We start from the raw sequence: 19420 nt of genomic DNA, 5'->3' as shown, positions 1-19420 counted from the left end.
TTGCCATCGGCGGCCTGACGCCCCGCCAAGCAAACGTTGTTGGATGTTCCACGAATAACCCGGCCGGACGGACCGGCCTTTTCATACCGGAGTCAAACATGCAACGCAGACTAGTCATCAAATCCCTGACCGCCGCCACGCTGCTGGCCGTCTCGGGCTGGGCGCCGCTGGCGCTTGCGGCCGACACCATCAAGGTGGGCATTCTTCACTCGCTGTCCGGCACCATGGCCATCTCCGAGACCTCGCTCAAGGATGTGGCGCTGATGACCATCGAGGAGATCAACGCCAACGGCGGAGTCATGGGCAAGAAACTCGAACCCGTCATCGTGGACCCGGCCTCGAACTGGCCGCTGTTCGCCGAGAAGGCGCGCCAGCTGCTCACGCAGGACAAGGTGGACGTCGTGTTCGGCTGCTGGACCTCGGTGTCGCGCAAGTCGGTGCTGCCGGTGTTCAAGGAACTCAACGGCCTGCTCTTCTATCCCGTGCAATACGAGGGCGAAGAGCTTGAGAAGAATGTCTTCTATACGGGCGCCGCGCCCAACCAGCAGGCCATCCCCGCGGTCGAATACCTCATGAGCGAAGACGGCGGCGGCGCCAAGCGCTTCGTGCTGCTGGGCACCGACTACGTCTATCCGCGCACCACCAACAAGATCCTGCGCGCCTTCCTGCACTCCAAGGGCGTGAAGGACAGCGACATCGACGAGGTCTACACGCCCTTCGGCCACGCCGACTACCAGACCATCGTCGCCAACATCAAGAAGTTCGCCACCGGCGGCAAGACGGCCGTGATCTCGACCATCAACGGCGACTCCAACGTGCCCTTCTACAAAGAGCTGGGCAACGCCGGCCTGAAGGCCACCGATGTGCCCGTGGTGGCCTTCTCGGTGGGCGAGGAAGAACTGCGCGGCGTGGACACCAAGCCGCTGGTCGGCCACCTGGCGGCCTGGAACTACTTCCAGTCCATCAAGAACCCGGTCAATGACGCCTTCGTGGCCAAGTGGAAGGCCTATGCCAAGGCCAAGAACCTGCCCAATGCCGCCACCGCCGTCACCAATGACCCGATGGAAGCCACCTACGTCGGCATCCATATGTGGAAGCAGGCGGTCGAGCAGGCCAAGACCACCAATGTGGACAAGGTCATCCAGGCCATGGGCGGCCAGAAGTTCAACGCGCCCGACGGCTACACCATCGAGATGGACAAGACCAACCATCACCTGCACAAGCCGGTCTATATCGGCGAAGTGAAGGCCGACGGCCAGTTCAACGTCGTGTGGAAGAGCAAGGGCCCCATCCGCGCCCAGCCCTGGAGCCCCTACATCCCGGGCAATGAAGGCAAGCAAGGTCTTTGATCCCAGCGCAAAGGGCAGTCATGCACAGAATGGTCGATTCCTTACGCCACGGCCGGCTCGCGGGCTGGCTGCTGGCCTGCCTGCTGGCCCTGGCCGCGGGCCTGGCCCGCGCCGAGCCGGCCGGGCTCGATGCCCTGGCGGTGCTGGCCGGCGACGACAGCAACGCCAAGCTGCAGGTCATCGGCCAACTGGGCGGACTGCCCGACCCGCGCGCGGCCGCCGTGCTGCGCGCGCTGGGTGAAGACCGACTCTACGCCACCGATGACGGCCGTGTGCTGATCGTCTCGGAGGAACAAGCGCAGGATCCGCTGACGGGCGCGCGGCAGGCCTTGCCGGCCGGCGCCCAGGCCATCGCCATCAACAACCGCCTGCGCCGCGCCATCGAAGGCGCGCAGGCCGCCTCGGCGCTCCATGCCGGCGACAGCGCGGCCCGCCTGCAGGCCGCGAAACGCCTGCAGCAAAGCAATGACGCCAGCCGCCTGCCGCTCATCGAACAGGCGCTGCGCCAGGAGTCGCATGCCGACGTGCGCGCCGCGCTGGAACTGGCCCAGGCCAAGCTGGAGCTGGCCAGCCCGGACGCCGCCGTGCGCCTGCGCGCGGTGCAGCGGCTGGGCAAGGCCTCCGACCCGGGCTTTCGCCCCTTGCTGGCCGCGCTGGCGGCCGAAGGCGGCGATGCCGATGCCGGCGTGCGCGAGGCCGCGGCCACCGCGCTGCGCGGCATCGACCGGCATATGGCGACCATGGAGTGGGCCGGCAATCTCTTCTACGGCCTGAGCCTGGGCAGCGTGCTGCTGCTGGCCGCCCTGGGCCTGGCCATCACTTTCGGGCTCATGGGGGTCATCAACATGGCTCACGGCGAGCTGCTGATGATAGGCGCCTACGCCACCTACCTGGTCCAGACGTTTTTCCGCGCCTGGCTGCCCGAGTGGCTGGACTGGTATGTGCTGGCGGCCCTGCCCGTGGCCTTTCTCATCGCCGCGCTGGTCGGCATGGCGCTGGAGCGCACCGTGATCCGCTGGCTCTACGGGCGCCCGCTGGAAACGCTGCTGGCCACCTGGGGCATCAGCCTGATATTGATGCAGGCCGTGCGCAGCCTCTTTGGCGCCCAGAACGTCGAAGTCAGCAATCCCGGCTGGATGAGCGGCGGCATCACCGTGCTGGGCGGCCTGGTGCTGACCTACAACCGTATCGCCATCATCGTCTTCGCCCTGCTGGTGGTCTTCCTGGTCTGGCTGCTCCTGAACCACACCCGCCTGGGCCTGTTCGTGCGCGCCATCACCCAGAACCGCCGCATGGCCGACTGCGTGGGCGTGCCGACGGGCCGGGTGGACATGCTGGCCTTCGGGCTGGGCTCGGGCATCGCCGGCCTGGCGGGCGTGGCGCTGTCGCAACTGGGCAATGTGGGGCCCGACCTGGGCCGAGGCTATATCGTCGACTCCTTCATGGTGGTGGTGCTGGGCGGCGTGGGCCAGCTGGCCGGCACGGTCATCGCCGCGCTGGGCCTGGGCGGCGTCAATAAATTCCTGGAGCCCTATGCCGGCGCGGTCATGGCCAAGATCACCATCCTCGTCCTCATCGTTCTCTTCGTCCAGAAACGCCCGCAGGGCCTGTTCGCCCCGCGCGGCCGGAGCGCCGAATGAAGCCCGCCTCGCTGACCCTGCCCTTGCCGCCCGCCGCGCTTGACGGCGCGCGCCGGCGTCTGTTTTCGCCGCGCGCCTGGATGGGCCTGGCCGCGGCCGCCCTGGTCCTGGCCCTGCTGCCGGCGCTGAATCTCTGGTTCGCCCCAGGCCATCCCCTGCATGTCTCGGCCTATGCCGTGGCCCTGCTGGGCAAATTCATGTGCTATGCCCTGGCCGCGCTGGCCCTGGACCTGGTCTGGGGCTATGCGGGCATCCTGTCGCTGGGCCACGGCCTGTTCTTCGCGCTGGGCGGCTACGCCCACGGCATGTATCTCATGCGGGCCATCGGCCGCGACGGCGTCTACCAGAGCGAGCTGCCGGACTTCATGGTATTCCTGAACTGGAAGGACTACCCCTGGTACTGGGCCTATACCGATCATGCCTGGTATGCCTGGCTGCTGGTGCTGCTCGTGCCCGGCGCGCTGGCTTTCGTCTTCGGCTACTTCGCCTTCCGTTCGCGCATCAAGGGGGTGTACTTCTCCATCATCACCCAGGCCCTGAGCTATGCGGCCATGCTGCTCTTTTTCCGCAATGACACGGGCTTTGGCGGCAACAACGGCTTTACCGATTTCAAGCGCATCCTGGGCTACGACATCACCGCGCCCGGCACCCGCGCCGCCCTGTACTGGATCACCCTGGCCGCGTTGGGCGGCTGCCTGCTGCTGGCGCGCGCGGTCACCCAGTCGCGGCTGGGCCGGGTGCTTACCGCCGTGCGCGACGGCGAGGCCAGGCTGCGCTTTCTGGGCTATGAGCCGCTGGGCTTCAAGCTCTTCGTCTGGACGCTGTCGGCCGTGATGTGCGGCATCGCCGGCGCCCTCTATGTGCCCCAGGTCGGCATCATCAATCCCGGCGAGATGTCCACCGAGAATTCCATCGAGATGGTCATCTGGGTGGCCACGGGCGGACGCGGCACGCTGATCGGGCCCATCGTCGGCGCCGGCGCCATCAACGGCCTGAAGACCTGGTTCACCAGCGTGTTCCCGGAATTCTGGCTCTATGCGCTGGGCCTGATCTTCGTGCTGGTCACGCTGTTCTTGCCGCAGGGCCTGGTCGGCCTGGCGCGGCGCCTACTCCAACGCGGACGGCCCACATGACCGACAACGATCTGCAAGGCGGCTCCGGCGGCCAGGCCAGCTATGGCCGCATCAACCCGCGCGAAGTCGATACCGCGCATGGCGCCATCCTCTACCTGGACGACATCACGGTCAGCTTCGACGGCTTCAAGGCGCTCAACGGCCTGACCCTGGACATCGGCGTGGGCGAGCTGCGCTGCATCATCGGCCCCAACGGCGCGGGCAAGACCACGATGATGGACGTCATCACCGGCAAGACGCGGCCCACCTCGGGCACGGCCTTCTTCGGCCAGAACATCGATCTCAGCACGCTGTCGGAGGCGCGGATCGCCGATGCCGGCATCGGCCGCAAATTCCAGCGGCCCACGGTGTTCGAGCAACACAGCGTATTCGAGAACCTGGAGCTGGCCATGAAGACGGACAAGCGCGTCTGGCCCATCCTGCGGGCCCGGCTCGACCGCGAACAGACCGACCGTATCGCCGCCACCCTGGACCTGATCGGCCTGGGCGGACAAGCCGCGCGCCAGGCGGGCCTGCTGTCGCACGGACAGAAACAATGGCTGGAGATCGGCATGCTGCTCATGCAGGAGCCGCGCCTGTTGCTGCTGGACGAACCGGTCGCCGGCATGACGGATGCCGAGACCGAGCGCACCGGCGAATTGCTCAACACCTTGCGCGGCAAGCATTCGCTCATGGTGGTCGAACACGATATGGATTTCGTCGCGCAGATCGCCGGCCAGGGCAAGGTGACGGTGCTGCACGAAGGGTCGGTGCTGGCCGAAGGCCCGATGCAGCAGGTGCAGCAGGACCCGCGCGTGATCGAGGTCTACCTGGGACGCTGACATGCTCGATATCAAGAACATCCATCAATACTATGGCGGCAGCCACACGCTGCGCGGCATCTCGCTGTCGCTGGCGCCGGGCGAATGCATGGCCCTGCTGGGACGCAACGGCGTGGGCAAGACCACATTGCTCAAATGCCTGATGGGCGTGCTGCCGGTGGCGCGCGGCGGCATCGAGCTGGAGGGCCGGGACATCACCCGCCTGCCGCCTCACCAGCGGGCGGCCCTGGGCATGGCCTATGTGCCCCAGGGACGCGACATCTTCGCGCGGCTCACCGTCGAGGAAAATCTGCTCATGGGCATGGCCAGCCTGCCCGCGGGACGGGCGCGCCGCATCAAGGGCGAGGTGTTCGAGCTATTTCCGGTGCTCAAGAGCATGCTCGGCCGCCGCGGCGGCGATCTCTCGGGCGGGCAGCAACAGCAGCTGGCCATCGCCCGCGCCCTGCTGGCCGAGCCCCGGGTCATTATTTTCGACGAGCCCACCGAGGGGATACAGCCGTCCATCATCAAGGACATCGGCCGGGTCATCCACCTGCTTCGCCAGCGCGGCGACATGGCCATCCTGCTGTGCGAGCAGTACTTCGACTTCGCGCGCGAACTGGCCGATCAATTCGTCGTCATGTCGCGCGGCGAAATCGTGGCCGCCGGCGCGCGCGCCGAGATCGACGGCGAGCACGTGCGGCGGCACCTGGCGGTCTAGTCGCGGAAATTGTCGAACTGCAGGGGCAGATCCACGTCGGTCTTGCGCAGCAGCTGCATGACGGCCTGCAGGTCGTCGCGCTTCTTGCCCGTGATGCGCAGCTTGTCGCCATTGATCTGGCTTTCGACCTTGATCTTGCTGGCCTTGATGGCGGCCACCAGCTTCTTGGCGGTGGCCTGCTCGATGCCCTGCTTGACGGTGATCTTCTGGCGCGCGCCGCCCAGATTTTCCAGCGGGCTGTCTTCTTCCAGGCAGCGCACGTCGATGCCGCGCGCCGACAGGCGGCCGCGCAGGATGTCCAGCATCTGCTTGAGCTGGAAGGCGCTGCCGGCGACCTGGGTGACGACATAGCCTTCCAGCTCGAATTTGGCGTTCGAGCCCTTGAAATCGAAACGGGTGGACAACTCCCGGTTGGCCTGGTCCACCGCATTGGTCAGTTCGTGCTTGTCGACCTCGGAAACCACGTCAAAACTCGGCATGAAACAAATCCTGAAGAAATCCCTGAAACGGCCGGGCGAATGCCCCGCCTCCTGAGGGCAAGTTTAAGACGAATTCACGAGCGCTGCGCCAGCGCCGGTATGATGAGGACTTTCCTGCGGCCCGAGGCAAGACGATGGTCTACAACCTGGTGAAACTGCTGCATCTGCTGGCCATCATTTTCTGGCTCGGCGGCATGGCCTATACGCTGTTCTTCGTGCGTCCGGCCCTGGCCGCCCTGCCGCCGCCCGAAAGACTGCGCACCCTGCGCGGCCTGCTGGCGCGCTTTCTGGGCGCCACGCTGGCCGCCATCCTGATCGCCCTGGCCAGCGGCGCCTGGATGCTAGCCGAGGTGGCCTCCCAGGTGCGGTCCACGGGCGGCAGCCTGCGCATCCCGGCGGGCTGGCATCTCATGGCCGGCCTGGGCGTGGTCATGGCGGTGATTTATTTCTATGTGCGCTATGCCCTGTTCACGCGGCTGAACGACGCGGTCGAACGCGCGGACTGGCCCGCAGGCGCCCTGGCCGCCGGCCGGGTGCGCGCCTGGGTGGCGGTCAACCTGGCGCTGGGCGTGGCGATCGTGGCGGCCGTGCTGCTCTTCTGAGCGCGCTAGCGCGAAGGCAGCACGCCGGTCGGATCGACCGGCTTGCCGTCGCGCCGCAACTCGAAGTACAGCTGGTTGGCGCTGGCGTCGCTATTGCCCATTTCGGCGATCTTCTGGCCCTGCTTGACGCCCTGCCCCTGCTTGACCAGCAGCTTGCGGTTATGGGCATAGATGGTGATGAAGGTGGCGCCATGGCGCACGATGACCAGGTTGCCGTAGCCGCGCAGACCATTGCTGGCATAGGCGACCGTGCCGTCGGCGGCCGCGACCACGGGCGTGCCCGCCGCGTTGGCGATGATCAGGCCATTGGACGAAGAGCCGTTATAGCCCCGCGTCAGCTTGCCCTCGGCTGGCCAGACGAGGCGGATGCCGCGCACCGGCGCGCCGCGCGGCGTAGCCGGCGCCTGGGCCCGCGGGGCGGGCTTGCCGCCGCCGGCGGCCACGGCGGCGCCGCCTGGCGGAGCCACCCGCAGCAGCTGCCCCCGGTCGATCCGGTTGGCGCTGGACAGCTTGTTCCAGCGCACCAGATCGGCCACGCTCTGGTCGTAGCGCCGCGCAATGCTGTAGAGCGTCTCGCCCGACTCCACCCTGTGAAACCCCGGCTGCGCCGCTTTGCCGCCGGAAGACGATGCGCAAGCCGCCAGGACGGCAAGCAAGCCCAGCACGACAATCAGGCGCAAACGGAGGAACAGGGATAGGGCAGTTCTGGACAAAACGTTATCGGTCGGCGAAGTGGTTGGCTAGGCAAGCGTACCAAGAAATACGGCATGCCACCCGCCGCGCTTAACCCCGAGGCCCTTCCGGAGCCCTGTTTTGACGAAGTTTTACAGCTTTGGCCTCGGGCGCGGCCCGTCGCGTCATGGGGCCGGCGCCCCTGCGATATTGCCCCATCCGTCATATTTGAAATTCTCGTATACATAAGTTTTCATCCGTCCCTCGCTGGCGGGAGGCGGGCTCTCCCCGCCGCGCGGAATCAGTCTTTCGCCCCTGTTGCAAGACCCGGCGGGCCAGTATTTTGTGAGTCCATTTCATCGAGCGTATCCGCCATGCCCCACGACTCCCGGAATCTCAGCCACGGCCAGCGCCGGCCGCCCGCCGACCTCGAAGCCCGCCTCACGCTCATGGGCGACCTGCCCGGCTGGCCCGTCAGCCGCCAGATCGAACTGCTGCACGCCGTCGCCGACAGCGATCTGGGCGACTTTCTCCTCACCCACGGCGGCCTGGACGCCCACTGGACCGACGTGGTGGTCGGCCAGCACCCCGGCACGGGCGAGGCCATCGAGCGCTTGCTGCTCGAACGCCTGCCAGCCGCCGTCGCCACGCGGGCGCGCTTCGGCATCTTCACCGTCCAGCTGCAACAGGCCCTGCGGCCCGGCATGACGCTGCTCAGCCTGCCCTGCGGCACGCTGACCGACCTGCTCTGCCTGGATTATTCCGAAGCGCCCGGCGTGCGCCTGGTCGGCATCGACCTGGACCAGCGCGCCCTGGCCACGGCCGCCGCCCGCGCCAAGCAGCAAAAGCTGACCGTCGAACTCAGGCACGAAGACGCCTGGCACTGCCGGCTGGACATCGCCGCGGACATCGTCGTGAGCCACGGCCTGACCATCTATGAGCCCGACGATGGCCGGGTGCGGGATCTCTATGGGCGCTGCGCGCGCATGCTCAAGCCCGGCGGCCTGTTCGTCTCCAGCTTCATGACGCCGCCGCCGGCCCTGCGGCCGGATTCCCCCTGGCGCATGGACATCCTGGACCCGGCCGACCTCATGCTGCAGCAGGTACTGTTCACGCGGCTGCTGCAGCCCGCCTGGACGGGCCTGCGCACCCATGACGAGACCCGCGCCCTGCTGGCGGCGGCGGGCCTGGGCGAGATCGCCTTCCATGACGACCCCGCCGCCCTCTTCCCCACCGTCACCGCGCGGCTGCCCGGATAAACCGTCCGGTCTCGAAGTCCTGGAAGGCCTGCAGGATTTCCTCGCGCGTGTTCATCACAAAAGGCCCATGCCCGACGATGGGCTCATCGATGGGCTCGCCGCTCAGGATGAGCACCAGGGCATCATTATTGGCCTCCAGGTCTATGCCCTCGCCCGGCGCGCCCAACACGGCGAGCTGGGCGTCGCGCAGGACGTCCTCATCGTTGACCAGCACGGTGCCGCGCAGCACCACGACGGCCGCCTGATGGCCTTGCGGCAGGGGCAGGCGCAGCCGGCCGCCGGCCGACAGGCGCAGGTCCCAGACATTGAGCGGCGTGTGGGTACGGGCCGCCCCTCTTGTGCCTTCATAGTCGCCGGCGATGACGCGCAGCGTGCCCTGCGGCAGCGTCAGCTGGGGGATCTGCGTCGACTCGATGGCCTGGTAACCCGGATCGGACATCTTGGCGGCCGCGGGCAGGTTGACCCAGAGCTGCACCATTTCCAGCTCGCCGCCCTGGGCGCTGAAGGCCGGCGAGTGATACTCCTCATGCAGGATGCCGCCGGCGGCGGTCATCCACTGCACATCGCCCGGGCCGATCACCCCGCCCTGGCCGGTCGAGTCGCGATGCGCGACCTCGCCCGAGTAGACGATGGTGACGGTCTCGAAGCCGCGATGAGGATGCTCGCCCACGCCGCGCCGCGCGCCATCGCCCGGGAAACGGGCCGGCCCCGCATAGTCCAGCAGCAGAAAAGGGCTGAGCTTGCGGCCCTGCGAAGGATAGGAAAACAGCGAGCGCACCGGAAAGCCATTGCCCACCCAGTGGGGCGACGGCGCCGAGAGGCGCTCGAGCACGGTTTTGCGATCGGTCATGATGGACTCCTGTTGGCCCCGGAAGTGATCCAGCCAGCATAGACCGGCCCATCACGGCCCGCTAGTCCGATGGCGCCGCCCTCAGTGTCCCATCGGTGGAACGCTGCCCGCCAAGAAAAACGGCGCCCGAAGGCGCCGCGTTGTCTGTGCCGTAATGGGCTCAGGGCATGGGGTGCAACATGTTGGCGTTCATGTTGTGCAGCACCCAGACCGATCCGCCGACGATGATGGCGATGACCATGACCGTGAACAGGAAGGCCGACAGGTTGTCGCGCTGGCTCTTGGAGGCCCCCATATGCATGAAGAACACCAATTGCACCAGGAGCTGCGCCACGCACAGCACCAGGATGCCGCCCAGCACGAGCGGGCGCGAGAAACCGCCGTCCATCACCAGCCAGAAGGCGGCCAGGGTCAGGATGATGGACAGGATGAAGCCGACGATATAGGACTTCAGGCTGCCGTGGTCGGCGTGGGCGACGTCGTGATGAGCGGACATCAGATGGCTCCCATGAGATAGACGAAGGTGAAGACGCAGATCCAGACGATGTCCAGGAAGTGCCAGAACAGGCTCAGGCAAGCCAGGCGGCGCTTGTTGACGCCGTCCAGGCCGTGGCGGCGCACCATGTCGACCATGATGATGATCCACAGCAAACCGGCGGTGACGTGCAGCCCGTGGGTGCCGACCAGGAAGAAGAAGGCCGACAGATAGGCGCTGCGGCCCGGGCCCGCGCCTTCATGGATCAGGTGCTGGAACTCATAGAGCTCCATGGCGATGAAGCCGGCGCCGAACAGGAAGGTGATGAGCAGCCAGGCGATCACCTTGTTGGCCTTGCCCGCATACATATTGAGCATGGCCACGCCGAAGGTGAAGCTGGAGATCAGCAGCAGCATGGTTTCGACCAGAACGAAGTTCAGGTCGAACAGATCGCGCCCGTGCGGGCCGCCGGCCGTCGCGTTGGACAGCACGGCGAAGGTGGCGAACAGCACCGAGAAGATGAGCAGATCGCTCATCAGATAGACCCAGAAACCGAAAACGGTCTTGGATCCATCGTCGTGGTGCTCATGCCCGTGGTGGGCATCGTGAGAGTGAGTGGCTACAGCGTGAGTCATAGTGGATCAGGCCGCCTTTTGCAGTTTGGCGTAGTGTTCGTTCTCGATGCGCTCGACTTCGGCGGCGGGGACGTAGTAGTCCACATCGCGGTCGTAGGCACGGACGATGAAGGAACCGATCATGCCGGCCAGACCGGCGATGGCCAGCCACCAGATATGCCAGATCAGGGCAAAGCACATGATCAGGCCGAAGACGCTGATATAGATGCCGGCGCCGGTGTTGCGCGGCATGTGGATGTCTTCGTACTTCTTGGGCTGCTTGTAGGCGGTGCCGCGTTCCTTGTCTTCCCAGTGCTGGTCGAGCTCGTCGACGTGGGGCACGTGGGCGAAGTTGTAGAACGGCGGGGGCGAGGACGTGGCCCACTCCAGGGTGCGGCCGTTCCAGGGGTCGCCGGTCAGGTCCAGGTTCTGCTTGCGGTCGCGGATGGAGACCACGACTTGCTGCAGCAGGAACCAGATGCCCAGGGCGATGAAGAAGGCGCCGACCAGGGCAACGACCAGATAAGGCTGCCACTCGGGGTTGTCGTAGTGGTTCAGGCGGCGCGTCATGCCCTTGAAGCCCAGGATGTACAGGGGCATGAAGGCAAGATAGAAACCGATGAACCAGCACCAGAAGGAGTAGCGGCCCAGGCGCTCGTTCAGCTTGAAGCCGAAGGCCTTGGGGAACCAGTAGGTCATCGCCGCGATACACCCGAACACCACGCCGCCGATGATAACGTTGTGGAAGTGGGCGATCAGGAACAGGCTGTTGTGCAGCACGAAGGACACGGCCGGGATGGCCATCAGCACGCCGGTCATGCCGCCGATCACGAAGGTGACCATGAAGCCGACCGTCCAGAGCACGGGCGTGGTGAACGCCACGCGGCCCTTGTACATCGTGAACAGCCAGTTGAACACCTTCACCCCGGTCGGGATGGAGATGATCATTGTGGCGATGCCGAAGAAGGCGTTGACGTTGGCCCCCGCGCCCATGGTGAAGAAGTGGTGCAGCCACACCAGGAAGGACAGCACGCCGATGGCGGCCGTCGCGTAGACCATGGACTTGTAGCCGAACAGGGGCTTGCGCGAGTAGGTGGCGATGATTTCCGAGAACGCGCCAAAGCACGGCAGGATCAGGATGTAGACCTCGGGGTGGCCCCAGATCCAGATCAGGTTCACGTACATCATCACGTTGCCGCCGCCGTCATTCGTGAAGAAGTGCGTGCCGAGATAGCGGTCGGCGGTCAGCAGCGCGAGCGTGGCGGCCAGCACCGGGAAGGCGGCCACGATCAGGATGTTGGTCACCAGGGCGGTCCAGGTGAACACGGGCATCTTCATCAGGCCCATGCCGGGAGCGCGCATGCGCAGGATGGTGACCACGAAGTTGATGCCGCTAAGCGTTGTGCCCAGGCCTGATATCTGCAGCGCCCAAAGGTAGTAGTCCATCCCCACGCTCGGGCTGTAGTCCAGCCCCGACAGCGGCGGATAGGCCAGCCAGCCGGTCGCGGCGAATTCGCCCACGAACAGCGACAGCATGATCAGGACCACGCCGGCGGCGAACAGCCAGAAGCTCAGGGAGTTCAGGAAGGGATAGGCCACGTCGCGCGCGCCGATCTGCAGCGGCACGATGAGGTTCATCAGGCCCGTGATGAAGGGCATCGCCATGAAGAAGATCATGATGACGCCGTGGGCCGTGAAGATCTGGTCGTAGTGATGCGGCGGCAGGAAGCCGGTCGAATCGCCCGAGGCGACGGCCAGCTGGGTGCGCATCATGATGGCGTCGGCGAAGCCGCGCAGCAGCATGATCAGGGCGACGATGATGTACATCACGCCGATGCGCTTGTGGTCCACGGTGGTCAGCCACTCGGTCCACAGGTACTTCCATTTGCCCAGGTAGGTGATCGCGCCCAGGAGCGCGATGCCTCCCAGGGCGACAGCGGCCAGCGTAACCATGACGATAGGTTCATGGTACGGAACGGCCTCCAGAGTGAGTTTTCCGAACATCAATTACTCCGCAACAGCGATCAGATTCTTCGAGGCGGGCGTGCACGTCGCAGGGTCGACACCGGCCATCTTGCTCATTTGGTTGTGCACGATGAAATCGAACATGCCGGCGGGCACGTCCGAATACAGCGTCACCGGGTTGTGCTCGCTCGGCTTGGTCAGCTCGGCGTAGACGTCGGGCGTGAGCGTCTGGCTGGAGGCCTTGGCCTGCTTGATCCAGTCCTCGAAACCTTGCTGCGACATGGCCAGCGCGCGGAAACGCATGCCGGAGAAGCCGCCGCCGCTGTAGTTGGCCGACAGGCCGGCGTAGTCGCCTTCTTCAAATGCGTTCAGGTGCAGCTTGGTCTCCATGCCCGCCATCGAATAGATCTGGCTGCCCAGCTGCGGAATGAAGAACGAGTTCATCACCGACTGCGAGGTGATGCGGAAGTTGACCGGGGTGTGCACGGGGAAGGCGATCTGGTTGACCGTCGCGATGCCGTACTCCGGGTAGATGAACAGCCACTTCCAGTCCAGGGACACCACTTCGATGGTCACCGGCTTGGCGTCGGATTCCAGCGGGCGGTACGGGTCCAGCGCATGCGAGGACTTCCAGGTCAGCACCGCCAGGATGGCGATGATGATGCAGGGGATGGTCCAGACCACGACTTCGATACGGGTCGAGTGCGACCACTTCGGCAGATACTCGGCTTCCGTGTTGGAGGCCCGGTACTTCCAGGCGAAGTAGAGCGTCATGAATATGACGGGCACCACGATCAACAGCATCAAGCCGAGTGCGGTGAGGAGCAGGGTTTTTTCCTGGGCGCCGATGTCTCCCTTGGGAGAGAGAATTTCCATCGTGCAGCCGCCAAGCAGCATGACAGCGCCGACAGCTAGCGTGCGCGCGAGAGTCGCAAGGTGGGGGTGTTTCACGTACAGCCTTGGGATGGATGGAGAAAAGGTTTGCTGGCCTGGATCGGTTCACACTGAGGGGAACTTCACACAGAACCCAAACAAGACTTCGACTGTAGCCAGTGCGGCGGCCCAGGGGGGTGCGACGGAATGACGCAGTGCGGGAGGGGGACGGGCACCAGATTGGTGCCAGAGGCGTGTCAGCAGGGTCTTAGACGCGCCCCTGCCGGGGACAGGGGCTGCGACAATATGTCGCAGCGCTTTTTCGCCGGCTGGGGCGGATACGCTACTCGATGACGGGTTCGCGCTCCGGGCCGGGTTTTTTCATGAGCTTGCGCTGCAGCGACCGGCGATGCATGCCCAGCAGGCGGGCGGCGGCCGAGACGTTGCCGCCGGTCTCGTGCAGGGCCTGCTGGATGTGCTCCCATTCTAGGCGGTGCAGGGGCGTCATGGTCGTCTCAATCGTAACCGTTTCCGGCTTCATGAGACCCAGCGTCCTCAATATCATGGGGGCGGTCGCCGGTTTCGGCAAGTAGTCATCGGCGCCGCGCTTGATGGCCTCCACGGCCGTGGCGACGCTGGCATAGCCCGTCACCAGCAGGATGCGCATGTCCTCGCGCAGGGCCCGCAAGGGCCGGATCAGCGTCAGGCCCGAATCCTCGCCCAGGCGCAGGTCCACCAGCGCGAAAGCCGGCCGCAGCTCTTCGGCCACCCGCAAGGCCTCGGCGATATTGCAGGCCACATGGGTCTGCAGGCCGCGCCGCGCCAGGCTGCGCTGCAGCGTCTTTACATAGAGTTCGTCATCGTCGATCAAGAGACCGACGGGAGCATTCGATTCCGTCATGATGATGTCGCCCCACCCAGAGGCAGGTTGAAACTGATGCGGGCGCCGCCGCCTTCCGCGGCCGAGATGGTCATTTCGCCCCCTAATTGTTCCACCGTGGCGTGAGACAGCGCCAGCCCCACCCCCAGTCCGCCCGGCTTATCGCTGCTGAAAAGCGCCGGCAGCACGGTGTGGTCCGGGTCGAAGCCGCGGCCATGATCGCGCACTTCGCCGCGCAGGGCGCCGTCCAGGAACTCCAGGCGCAGGTCCACCCGGGGGTCGCCGGCCTCCTCGCCCGCGTCGGCGGCGTTGTTCAGCAGCGCCTGCAGCAGATGGGCGATGGCCGGCTCCACCCGCAGCGACTCGGGCAGGCTGCCGGTGCGGCGCAGATCGATGGTGGGCCGTATCAAGCGCCACTGCCCCACCACCCGCACCAGGTCCACCTCGGTGGGCACGGCCAGGTTGCGGATGCGCTCGCGGCACAGGGCCAGCAGTTCGCGCAGCGTATCGACATCGGCGCGCAGACCGGGATCGCGCAGCTCGTCGCGCACCTCGTCGGCCAGCAGCGTCATGGTCGCCAGCGGGGTGTTCAGTTCGTGCGCCATGGCCGCGGCATGGGTGGCCAGGGCGACAATGCCTTCGTTGCGCGTGAAGCGCTCGCGCAGCAGCGCCAGTTCGCGCTCGCGGGCGCGCATGTCGGCCGCCAGCCGCGTCGAGAAATACAGCACCACGCCGGCGGAGATCAGGAAATTGGCGCCCAGGCCCCACAACAGCAGGATATAGGTATTGTGGCTGCTGGCCAGGGGCTGCCCGAAGACCGCCGCGGCGGTATAGCCGGCCAGGCTGGCCAGGGCCGCGGCAAAGGCCCAGCCGCCCGGCAGGGCAAAAGCCGCCAGGGCGATGAGCACCAGGAACATGGTGCCGAAGGGATTGGTGATGCCGCCGCTCCAGCCCACCATCCAGGCCAGCACCGCCATGTCGACCAACAGATGCGCGAAGGCCGTCCCATAGGAGATATCGCGCGTGCGCCGCAGGCGCAGGCTGGCATAGGCATTAAAGGCCACCAGCGCCCCGACCCCGGCCCACAGGGGCTCCAGCGGCAAGGGCAGCCCCAGGAGGCCGCTGGCCACGAGCACCGTGATGGCCTGCCCGCCTATGGCCAGCCAGCGCAGGCTGCACAGGGTGCGCAGAAAAGAAATGGCGGAACTACCAGGCATGGGGCAAAAAGCGCCGCGCGGGCGGGATGAGGCCGAAGGACAGGCCTGGCCGAGGCTAAACCCTGGATTGTATTGCGAATTTCGGGCCGACGCTTGGCGCCGCCCGGCCTGGCCGGGACGGGTCTGCCCCATCTATAAACAATAATGATTATCACTTATACTTCTGAGCTTGCGCGACTTTCCCCGTATCCGTCCCTGGAGGCCGCATGTCCACGCTGTCCGACGCCGAGCAATTGCGCTCGGAGCACGCCGCCCTGCTGCAAGCCTATGGCCGTGTCCAGGCCGATTGCTCGCTGCGCCTGCGGCGCCAGGCCGAGCGCATCGGCCAGCTCGAAAACGCCCTCTTCCAGGCCCGCCTGGCGGTCGTGCTGCGCGATACGCGCAAGGCCTGGGATGAGGCGGATCAGCGGGCCCTGCGCGAGGCCGCCCAGCTGCCGCGCCGCAAGATCCTGGCCCGGCAGGTCGAGCAACTGATGGAAAGAGTCCGCTCGCTGGCCCGCCAGCGCAGCGGCGGCAGCCGCGCCGTGCTCTGCGTGGGCGGCGACGACAGCACCGCCGGCCTGGCCCGGCAGCTGGTCGAAAGCACGGGTGGGCGCTTTCTGACCCTGGAGGGCGAAGAGGCGGCTCTTGAAGCCAGCCTGCGCGCCGCCGATCTGGTCATCTGCCAGACCGGCTGCATCAGCCACGATGCCTATTGGCGGGTGCGAGATCATTGCAAGCGCACCGGCAAGCAATGCGTGCTGGTCGACAGCCCCGTGGCCGTGGTCCAGCCGCCGGCCTCGCGCAAACCGGTCTGAAGCTTGTCCGCGCGGCGAGGACGCGGCTATGCTGGCGCCATCCACTGTTAGCCGGGAGCCGAAATATGGAATACCACGCCGACGAACGGGTCGCGGCCATCGCGGCGGCCATCGCCGACCCGGCCCGCGCGCGCATGCTCTGTTCATTGCTTGATGGCTGCGCCCGGACGGCGACCGAGCTGGCGGCCGTGGCCGGCATCAGCGCCCCCACCGCCAGCAGCCATTTCCAGCGCCTGATGGCCCAGGGCCTGGTGGCCTTGCAGACCCAGGGGCGGCACCGCTATTACCGCCTGGCGGGCAGCGACATCGCCCGCGCCCTGGAGGCCCTGCTCATCCTGGCCGATGCCCCCCGGCCCGTCTTCGAGCCCTCCACCCCCACGGCGCTGCGCCATGCGCGCACCTGCTACGACCATATGGCCGGCACGGTCGCCGTCACCCTGCATGACGCTCTGCTGCAGCATGGCTGGCTGGAGGACTACCGGCTGACGCCGCTGGGCACGGCCAGGCTGGCCGCGCTGGGCCTGGACGCCCCGGCCCTGCAAAAGAAAAAACGCCAGCTGGCCTGCGCCTGCATGGACTGGAGCGCGCGCCGCCCCCACCTGGGCGGCGCCCTGGGCGCGGCCTTGCTGGATCTGGCCCTGGCGCGCGGCTGGGCCACGCGCGACTTGGATTCGCGTGCGCTGCGCCTGACCGACAAGGGCGCGCGCCAGATGAGCGCGGCCTTTGGCGCGCGCATCGAACCTCAACCGCGCGGCGCGCTGCCGGCGGCCGCCTGAGGCGTCAATTCAGGCGCGGCTCTTCATCGAACTCCTGCGACAGGCGGCGCACGGCCGCCTTGAGCGCCAGCGCCTCCGTGGGATAGGGCGCATCGGGAACATCCAGCGGCGGGAAGCCGTAGACCTTCACGCGGGGCACGAAGCCCGCCGCGTCCTCGGCCATCTCGACATCGAAGTTGCGATCGCCCACCCAGCCGCTGCGTGTGATTTTCCATTCCATGCTTGCCACTCCCTGGAAACATGCGGCGCCCGGCCGCACAAGGTCTTGGTTCGACCCGGCTATGCTCGCCGATCCGCATGGGCAATGCAACCGCGCCGCTTTGCGCCAGATCAGAAGGGATGACAGTGTCCGATTGGCAAAGGCGGACTAGGGGTTTACGCTAGAACCAGACTGGCGCCTATCGCCGGGACTGACTCGGACTTAACCTCTGGAAAGGAGTTGCTTGCCATGGCCAAGAAACTGGATCCGAAACAGAAGCGCGCAGCGGTCGAGCGCCGCAAACGTCCGCTTGCCACCCCCACCGACCTGGCGCAAGCCGCCACCCGCGACATCTCCGCCGCGCTGAACCAGTTGCTGGCCGATGTCTTCGCCCTCTACCTCAAGACCAAGAATTTCCACTGGCACGTCAGTGGCCCGCACTTCCGCGACTATCACCTGATGCTGGACGAACAGGGCGACGAATTGTTCGCCATGACCGACGCCCTGGCCGAGCGCGTGCGCAAGATCGGCGGCACGACGCTGCGTTCCATCGGCCATATCGCCCGCATGCAGCGGGTGCTGGACAATGACGCGGACTATGTGCAGCCGCTGGACATGCTGGCCGAGCTGCGCGATGACAACAAGGCCCTGGCCGCGGCGCTGCGCGAAGCGCACGACATCACCGACGAGTACCACGATATCGCCAGCTCCAGCCTCATCGAGAACTGGATCGACGAAACCGAAAAGCGCACCTGGTTCCTCTTCGAGGCCAGCCGCCAAGCCGACAGCACCGGACATTGAGTCCGGCGCCGCCTGGCGCCCTTGCCCCCGGCGGACGGGCATAATGCCCGCCTACTGGAGATTCGACATGGATATATCCGCACAGACCATCCTGGTCACGGGCGCGGGCCGCGGCCTGGGCGCGGCCATCGCGCGGGCGCTGGCCCAGGCCGGCGCCCGCGTCATCGTCAACTACCGCCGCAGCAAGCGCCAGGCCGAAGCCCTGGCCGAAGAACTCGGCCCGCTGTCCATCGCCTTGCAAGCCGATGTGACCGATGCCGGCCAGGTGCGCGCCCTGATGGCGGCGGCGGCCGAACATACCGGCCAGCCCGTGCTGTCGGTGGTCAACAATGCCCTGGCGGATTTCCATTTCGATGGCGACGCCCGTCCGCAATTGGGCGACATCGCCTGGGACCGTTTTCAGGCTCAGCTCGACGGCGCCCTCAAGGGCGCGCTCAACACCATGCAGGCGGCGCTGCCGGCCATGCGCCAGGCCGGCTTTGGCCGCATCGTCAATATCGGCACCAACCTGGTCCAGAACCCGGTGGTCCCCTACCACGACTACACCGCCTCCAAGGCCGCCCTGCTGTCGCTCACGCGCACGGCCGCGCAAGACCTCGGCCCTCATGGCATCACGGTCAATATGGTCTCCGGCGGCCTGCTGCAGACCACCGACGCCAGCGCCTCGACGCCGCAGGCGGTGTTCGACCTGATCGCCAGCCTGACGCCCTTGCGGCGCGTGACCACGCCGGCCGAATTCGCCGACGCGGTGATGTTCTTTCTGTCGCCCTGGGCCCGCGCGGTGACCGGCCAGAACCTGGTGGTCGATGGCGGCCTGGTGAAGGACTAGCCCCCGCTGGCGCGCTTCTGCGCCCCCAGGAGGACATCGGCCACATATTGACTGAGCAGGGGCGCGGACAGCTGCATCATGGCCGCGCCGACCTGGTTGGCCGCGCCCTGCAGCTTGGCGGCCTCGGGAGCGGCGTCGCCCTTGTCGGCCACCGACTCCAGCTCGGCGGCCGTGAAGAACTGGCTATAGGCCTGGGCGAGGTTTTCATCCCATTGCGCCCGATAGGTGGGCGCGGCGCGCTTGAGTTCTTCTTCGAGCAGGGCCTGGGCTTTTTCCGGCCCGAGCTGTCTGGCCAGGCCGGCATAGGTCTCGGTGCGCAGGGCCGCGGCCAGCCCCATGGGCAGCAGCGCCACGCCGAGATTCTGCCGCGCCACCAGATCGCGGGCCGCATCCAGCGGCCCGGCCGCGCGCGCCAGGCCCGCCATCACACACAGCAGGGCCAGCCCCCAGGCCATCCCGCGCAATCGCCATCCCATCGTCATCGCGCCC

General features: G+C 66.6%; 22 protein-coding genes. 11 read left to right on the top strand and 11 right to left on the bottom strand.

Annotated features, from left to right (window positions below; all coding sequences use genetic code 11):
* The first annotated feature begins 98 nt into the window (after positions 1-98).
* Genes urtA through urtE form a run of 5 tightly spaced genes read left to right on the top strand, consistent with a single transcriptional unit; the run spans position 99 to position 5643 of the window.
* The gene (urtA, locus tag L540_RS15210) at positions 99-1349 is read left to right on the top strand and encodes an urea ABC transporter substrate-binding protein (RefSeq protein WP_043214455.1); all 1251 of its coding nucleotides are present in this window, start codon (positions 99-101) and stop codon (positions 1347-1349) included.
* A gap of 29 nt (positions 1350-1378) precedes the next feature.
* Positions 1379-2989: an urea ABC transporter permease subunit UrtB gene (gene urtB, locus L540_RS15205; RefSeq protein ID WP_043214454.1), complete on the top strand. Its 1611-nt coding sequence runs from the start codon at positions 1379-1381 to the stop codon at positions 2987-2989.
* Entirely contained in the window at positions 2986-4122 is a 1137-nt protein-coding gene (urtC, locus tag L540_RS15200) for an urea ABC transporter permease subunit UrtC (protein ID WP_043214451.1), read from the top strand. The genes urtB and urtC overlap by 4 nt, the downstream gene beginning before the upstream one ends.
* On the top strand, positions 4119-4943 hold the full coding sequence (gene urtD / locus L540_RS15195; RefSeq protein WP_043214450.1) for an urea ABC transporter ATP-binding protein UrtD: 825 nt from the start codon (positions 4119-4121) through the stop codon (positions 4941-4943). Before urtC ends, urtD begins: the two co-directional genes overlap by 4 nt.
* Position 4944: 1 nt before the next feature.
* A complete protein-coding gene (gene urtE, locus L540_RS15190; RefSeq protein ID WP_043214447.1) occupies positions 4945-5643 on the top strand; it encodes an urea ABC transporter ATP-binding subunit UrtE in 699 nt (232 codons plus the stop codon).
* On the opposite strand, the gene L540_RS15185 is transcribed toward urtE, so the two are convergent.
* Positions 5640-6122: a YajQ family cyclic di-GMP-binding protein gene (locus tag L540_RS15185; protein WP_043214445.1), complete on the bottom strand. Its 483-nt coding sequence runs from the start codon at positions 6120-6122 to the stop codon at positions 5640-5642. The genes urtE and L540_RS15185 overlap by 4 nt on opposite strands.
* A 134-nt stretch (positions 6123-6256) precedes the next feature.
* On the opposite strand from L540_RS15185, the gene L540_RS15180 reads away from it, so the two are divergent.
* Complete coding sequence (locus L540_RS15180; protein ID WP_043214443.1) at positions 6257-6724, top strand: CopD family protein; 468 nt, start codon at positions 6257-6259, stop codon at positions 6722-6724.
* Between the two features lie 5 nt (positions 6725-6729).
* Here L540_RS15180 and L540_RS15175 read toward each other — a convergent pair whose 3' ends face one another.
* Positions 6730-7437, bottom strand: a complete 708-nt coding sequence (locus L540_RS15175) for a peptidoglycan DD-metalloendopeptidase family protein (RefSeq protein WP_372432992.1) — start codon at positions 7435-7437, stop codon at positions 6730-6732.
* A 333-nt stretch (positions 7438-7770) separates the two neighbouring features.
* Here L540_RS15175 and L540_RS15170 point away from each other — a divergent pair, with 333 nt between their 5' ends.
* Complete coding sequence (locus L540_RS15170; RefSeq protein WP_043214440.1) at positions 7771-8655, top strand: SAM-dependent methyltransferase; 885 nt, start codon at positions 7771-7773, stop codon at positions 8653-8655.
* Here the strand turns inward: L540_RS15170 and L540_RS15165 are convergent.
* From L540_RS15165 to L540_RS15135, 7 genes are all read right to left on the bottom strand, one after another.
* Positions 8633-9505 (bottom strand): pirin family protein, encoded by an 873-nt coding sequence (locus tag L540_RS15165; protein WP_043214438.1) that lies wholly within the window; start codon positions 9503-9505, stop codon positions 8633-8635. The genes L540_RS15170 and L540_RS15165 overlap by 23 nt on opposite strands.
* A gap of 160 nt (positions 9506-9665) precedes the next feature.
* A complete protein-coding gene (gene cyoD, locus L540_RS15160; protein WP_043214437.1) occupies positions 9666-10001 on the bottom strand; it encodes a cytochrome o ubiquinol oxidase subunit IV in 336 nt (111 codons plus the stop codon).
* Positions 10001-10615 carry a cytochrome o ubiquinol oxidase subunit III gene (gene cyoC, locus L540_RS15155; protein ID WP_043214434.1) on the bottom strand — a complete coding sequence of 205 codons (615 nt, stop codon included), beginning with the start codon at positions 10613-10615 and terminating at the stop codon, positions 10001-10003. The genes cyoD and cyoC overlap by 1 nt, the downstream gene beginning before the upstream one ends.
* Positions 10616-10621: 6 nt before the next feature.
* Positions 10622-12598: a cytochrome o ubiquinol oxidase subunit I gene (gene cyoB / locus L540_RS15150; RefSeq protein ID WP_043214432.1), complete on the bottom strand. Its 1977-nt coding sequence runs from the start codon at positions 12596-12598 to the stop codon at positions 10622-10624.
* Between the two features lie 3 nt (positions 12599-12601).
* Positions 12602-13510: a ubiquinol oxidase subunit II gene (cyoA, locus tag L540_RS15145; RefSeq protein ID WP_043214431.1), complete on the bottom strand. Its 909-nt coding sequence runs from the start codon at positions 13508-13510 to the stop codon at positions 12602-12604.
* Positions 13511-13775: 265 nt separating this feature from the next.
* Positions 13776-14333 carry a response regulator transcription factor gene (locus L540_RS15140; protein WP_043214429.1) on the bottom strand — a complete coding sequence of 186 codons (558 nt, stop codon included), beginning with the start codon at positions 14331-14333 and terminating at the stop codon, positions 13776-13778.
* Positions 14330-15529 (bottom strand): ATP-binding protein, encoded by a 1200-nt coding sequence (locus L540_RS15135; RefSeq protein WP_043214428.1) that lies wholly within the window; start codon positions 15527-15529, stop codon positions 14330-14332. The genes L540_RS15140 and L540_RS15135 overlap by 4 nt, the downstream gene beginning before the upstream one ends.
* A gap of 206 nt (positions 15530-15735) precedes the next feature.
* On the opposite strand from L540_RS15135, the gene L540_RS15130 reads away from it, so the two are divergent.
* Together L540_RS15130 and L540_RS15125 are read left to right on the top strand one after the other, a co-directional pair.
* A complete protein-coding gene (locus tag L540_RS15130; protein ID WP_043214425.1) occupies positions 15736-16326 on the top strand; it encodes a DUF2325 domain-containing protein in 591 nt (196 codons plus the stop codon).
* A gap of 65 nt (positions 16327-16391) precedes the next feature.
* Entirely contained in the window at positions 16392-17102 is a 711-nt protein-coding gene (locus tag L540_RS15125) for a helix-turn-helix domain-containing protein (RefSeq protein WP_043214424.1), read from the top strand.
* A gap of 4 nt (positions 17103-17106) precedes the next feature.
* Here L540_RS15125 and L540_RS15120 read toward each other — a convergent pair whose 3' ends face one another.
* A complete protein-coding gene (locus tag L540_RS15120; protein ID WP_043214422.1) occupies positions 17107-17322 on the bottom strand; it encodes a hypothetical protein in 216 nt (71 codons plus the stop codon).
* A gap of 228 nt (positions 17323-17550) precedes the next feature.
* Between L540_RS15120 and L540_RS15115 the strand changes: the two genes are divergently transcribed.
* Both L540_RS15115 and L540_RS15110 read left to right on the top strand, forming a co-directional pair.
* Positions 17551-18102: a Dps family protein gene (locus L540_RS15115; protein ID WP_043214420.1), complete on the top strand. Its 552-nt coding sequence runs from the start codon at positions 17551-17553 to the stop codon at positions 18100-18102.
* A 67-nt stretch (positions 18103-18169) separates the two neighbouring features.
* Complete coding sequence (locus tag L540_RS15110) at positions 18170-18931, top strand: 3-oxoacyl-ACP reductase (RefSeq protein ID WP_043214418.1); 762 nt, start codon at positions 18170-18172, stop codon at positions 18929-18931.
* On the opposite strand, the gene L540_RS15105 is transcribed toward L540_RS15110, so the two are convergent.
* A complete protein-coding gene (locus tag L540_RS15105; RefSeq protein ID WP_231584826.1) occupies positions 18928-19413 on the bottom strand; it encodes a hypothetical protein in 486 nt (161 codons plus the stop codon). The genes L540_RS15110 and L540_RS15105 overlap by 4 nt on opposite strands.
* Between the last annotated feature and the right edge of the window lie 7 nt (positions 19414-19420).

Source organism: Bordetella pseudohinzii, assembly GCF_000657795.2.
Taxonomy (GTDB): Bacteria; Pseudomonadota; Gammaproteobacteria; order Burkholderiales; family Burkholderiaceae_B; genus Bordetella; species Bordetella pseudohinzii.
The sequence above is the reverse complement of the archived record's forward strand: the minus strand, read 5'-3'. Positions and strand labels throughout refer to the sequence as shown.

Coding starts and splice junctions, on each gene's coding strand:
- L540_RS15140 (WP_043214429.1), bottom strand. CDS start 14,333: ATGACGGAATCGAATGCTCCCGTCGGTCTCTTGATCGACGATGACGAA.
- cyoC (WP_043214434.1), bottom strand. CDS start 10,615: ATGACTCACGCTGTAGCCACTCACTCTCACGATGCCCACCACGGGCAT.
- L540_RS15170 (WP_043214440.1), top strand. CDS start 7,771: ATGCCCCACGACTCCCGGAATCTCAGCCACGGCCAGCGCCGGCCGCCC.
- L540_RS15105 (WP_231584826.1), bottom strand. CDS start 19,413: ATGACGATGGGATGGCGATTGCGCGGGATGGCCTGGGGGCTGGCCCTG.
- L540_RS15185 (WP_043214445.1), bottom strand. CDS start 6,122: ATGCCGAGTTTTGACGTGGTTTCCGAGGTCGACAAGCACGAACTGACC.
- L540_RS15110 (WP_043214418.1), top strand. CDS start 18,170: ATGGATATATCCGCACAGACCATCCTGGTCACGGGCGCGGGCCGCGGC.
- L540_RS15180 (WP_043214443.1), top strand. CDS start 6,257: ATGGTCTACAACCTGGTGAAACTGCTGCATCTGCTGGCCATCATTTTC.
- urtA (WP_043214455.1), top strand. CDS start 99: ATGCAACGCAGACTAGTCATCAAATCCCTGACCGCCGCCACGCTGCTG.
- cyoB (WP_043214432.1), bottom strand. CDS start 12,598: ATGTTCGGAAAACTCACTCTGGAGGCCGTTCCGTACCATGAACCTATC.
- L540_RS15115 (WP_043214420.1), top strand. CDS start 17,551: ATGGCCAAGAAACTGGATCCGAAACAGAAGCGCGCAGCGGTCGAGCGC.
- urtE (WP_043214447.1), top strand. CDS start 4,945: ATGCTCGATATCAAGAACATCCATCAATACTATGGCGGCAGCCACACG.
- L540_RS15120 (WP_043214422.1), bottom strand. CDS start 17,322: ATGGAATGGAAAATCACACGCAGCGGCTGGGTGGGCGATCGCAACTTC.
- urtC (WP_043214451.1), top strand. CDS start 2,986: ATGAAGCCCGCCTCGCTGACCCTGCCCTTGCCGCCCGCCGCGCTTGAC.
- urtB (WP_043214454.1), top strand. CDS start 1,379: ATGGTCGATTCCTTACGCCACGGCCGGCTCGCGGGCTGGCTGCTGGCC.
- L540_RS15130 (WP_043214425.1), top strand. CDS start 15,736: ATGTCCACGCTGTCCGACGCCGAGCAATTGCGCTCGGAGCACGCCGCC.
- L540_RS15135 (WP_043214428.1), bottom strand. CDS start 15,529: ATGCCTGGTAGTTCCGCCATTTCTTTTCTGCGCACCCTGTGCAGCCTG.
- cyoD (WP_043214437.1), bottom strand. CDS start 10,001: ATGTCCGCTCATCACGACGTCGCCCACGCCGACCACGGCAGCCTGAAG.
- L540_RS15125 (WP_043214424.1), top strand. CDS start 16,392: ATGGAATACCACGCCGACGAACGGGTCGCGGCCATCGCGGCGGCCATC.
- L540_RS15165 (WP_043214438.1), bottom strand. CDS start 9,505: ATGACCGATCGCAAAACCGTGCTCGAGCGCCTCTCGGCGCCGTCGCCC.
- urtD (WP_043214450.1), top strand. CDS start 4,119: ATGACCGACAACGATCTGCAAGGCGGCTCCGGCGGCCAGGCCAGCTAT.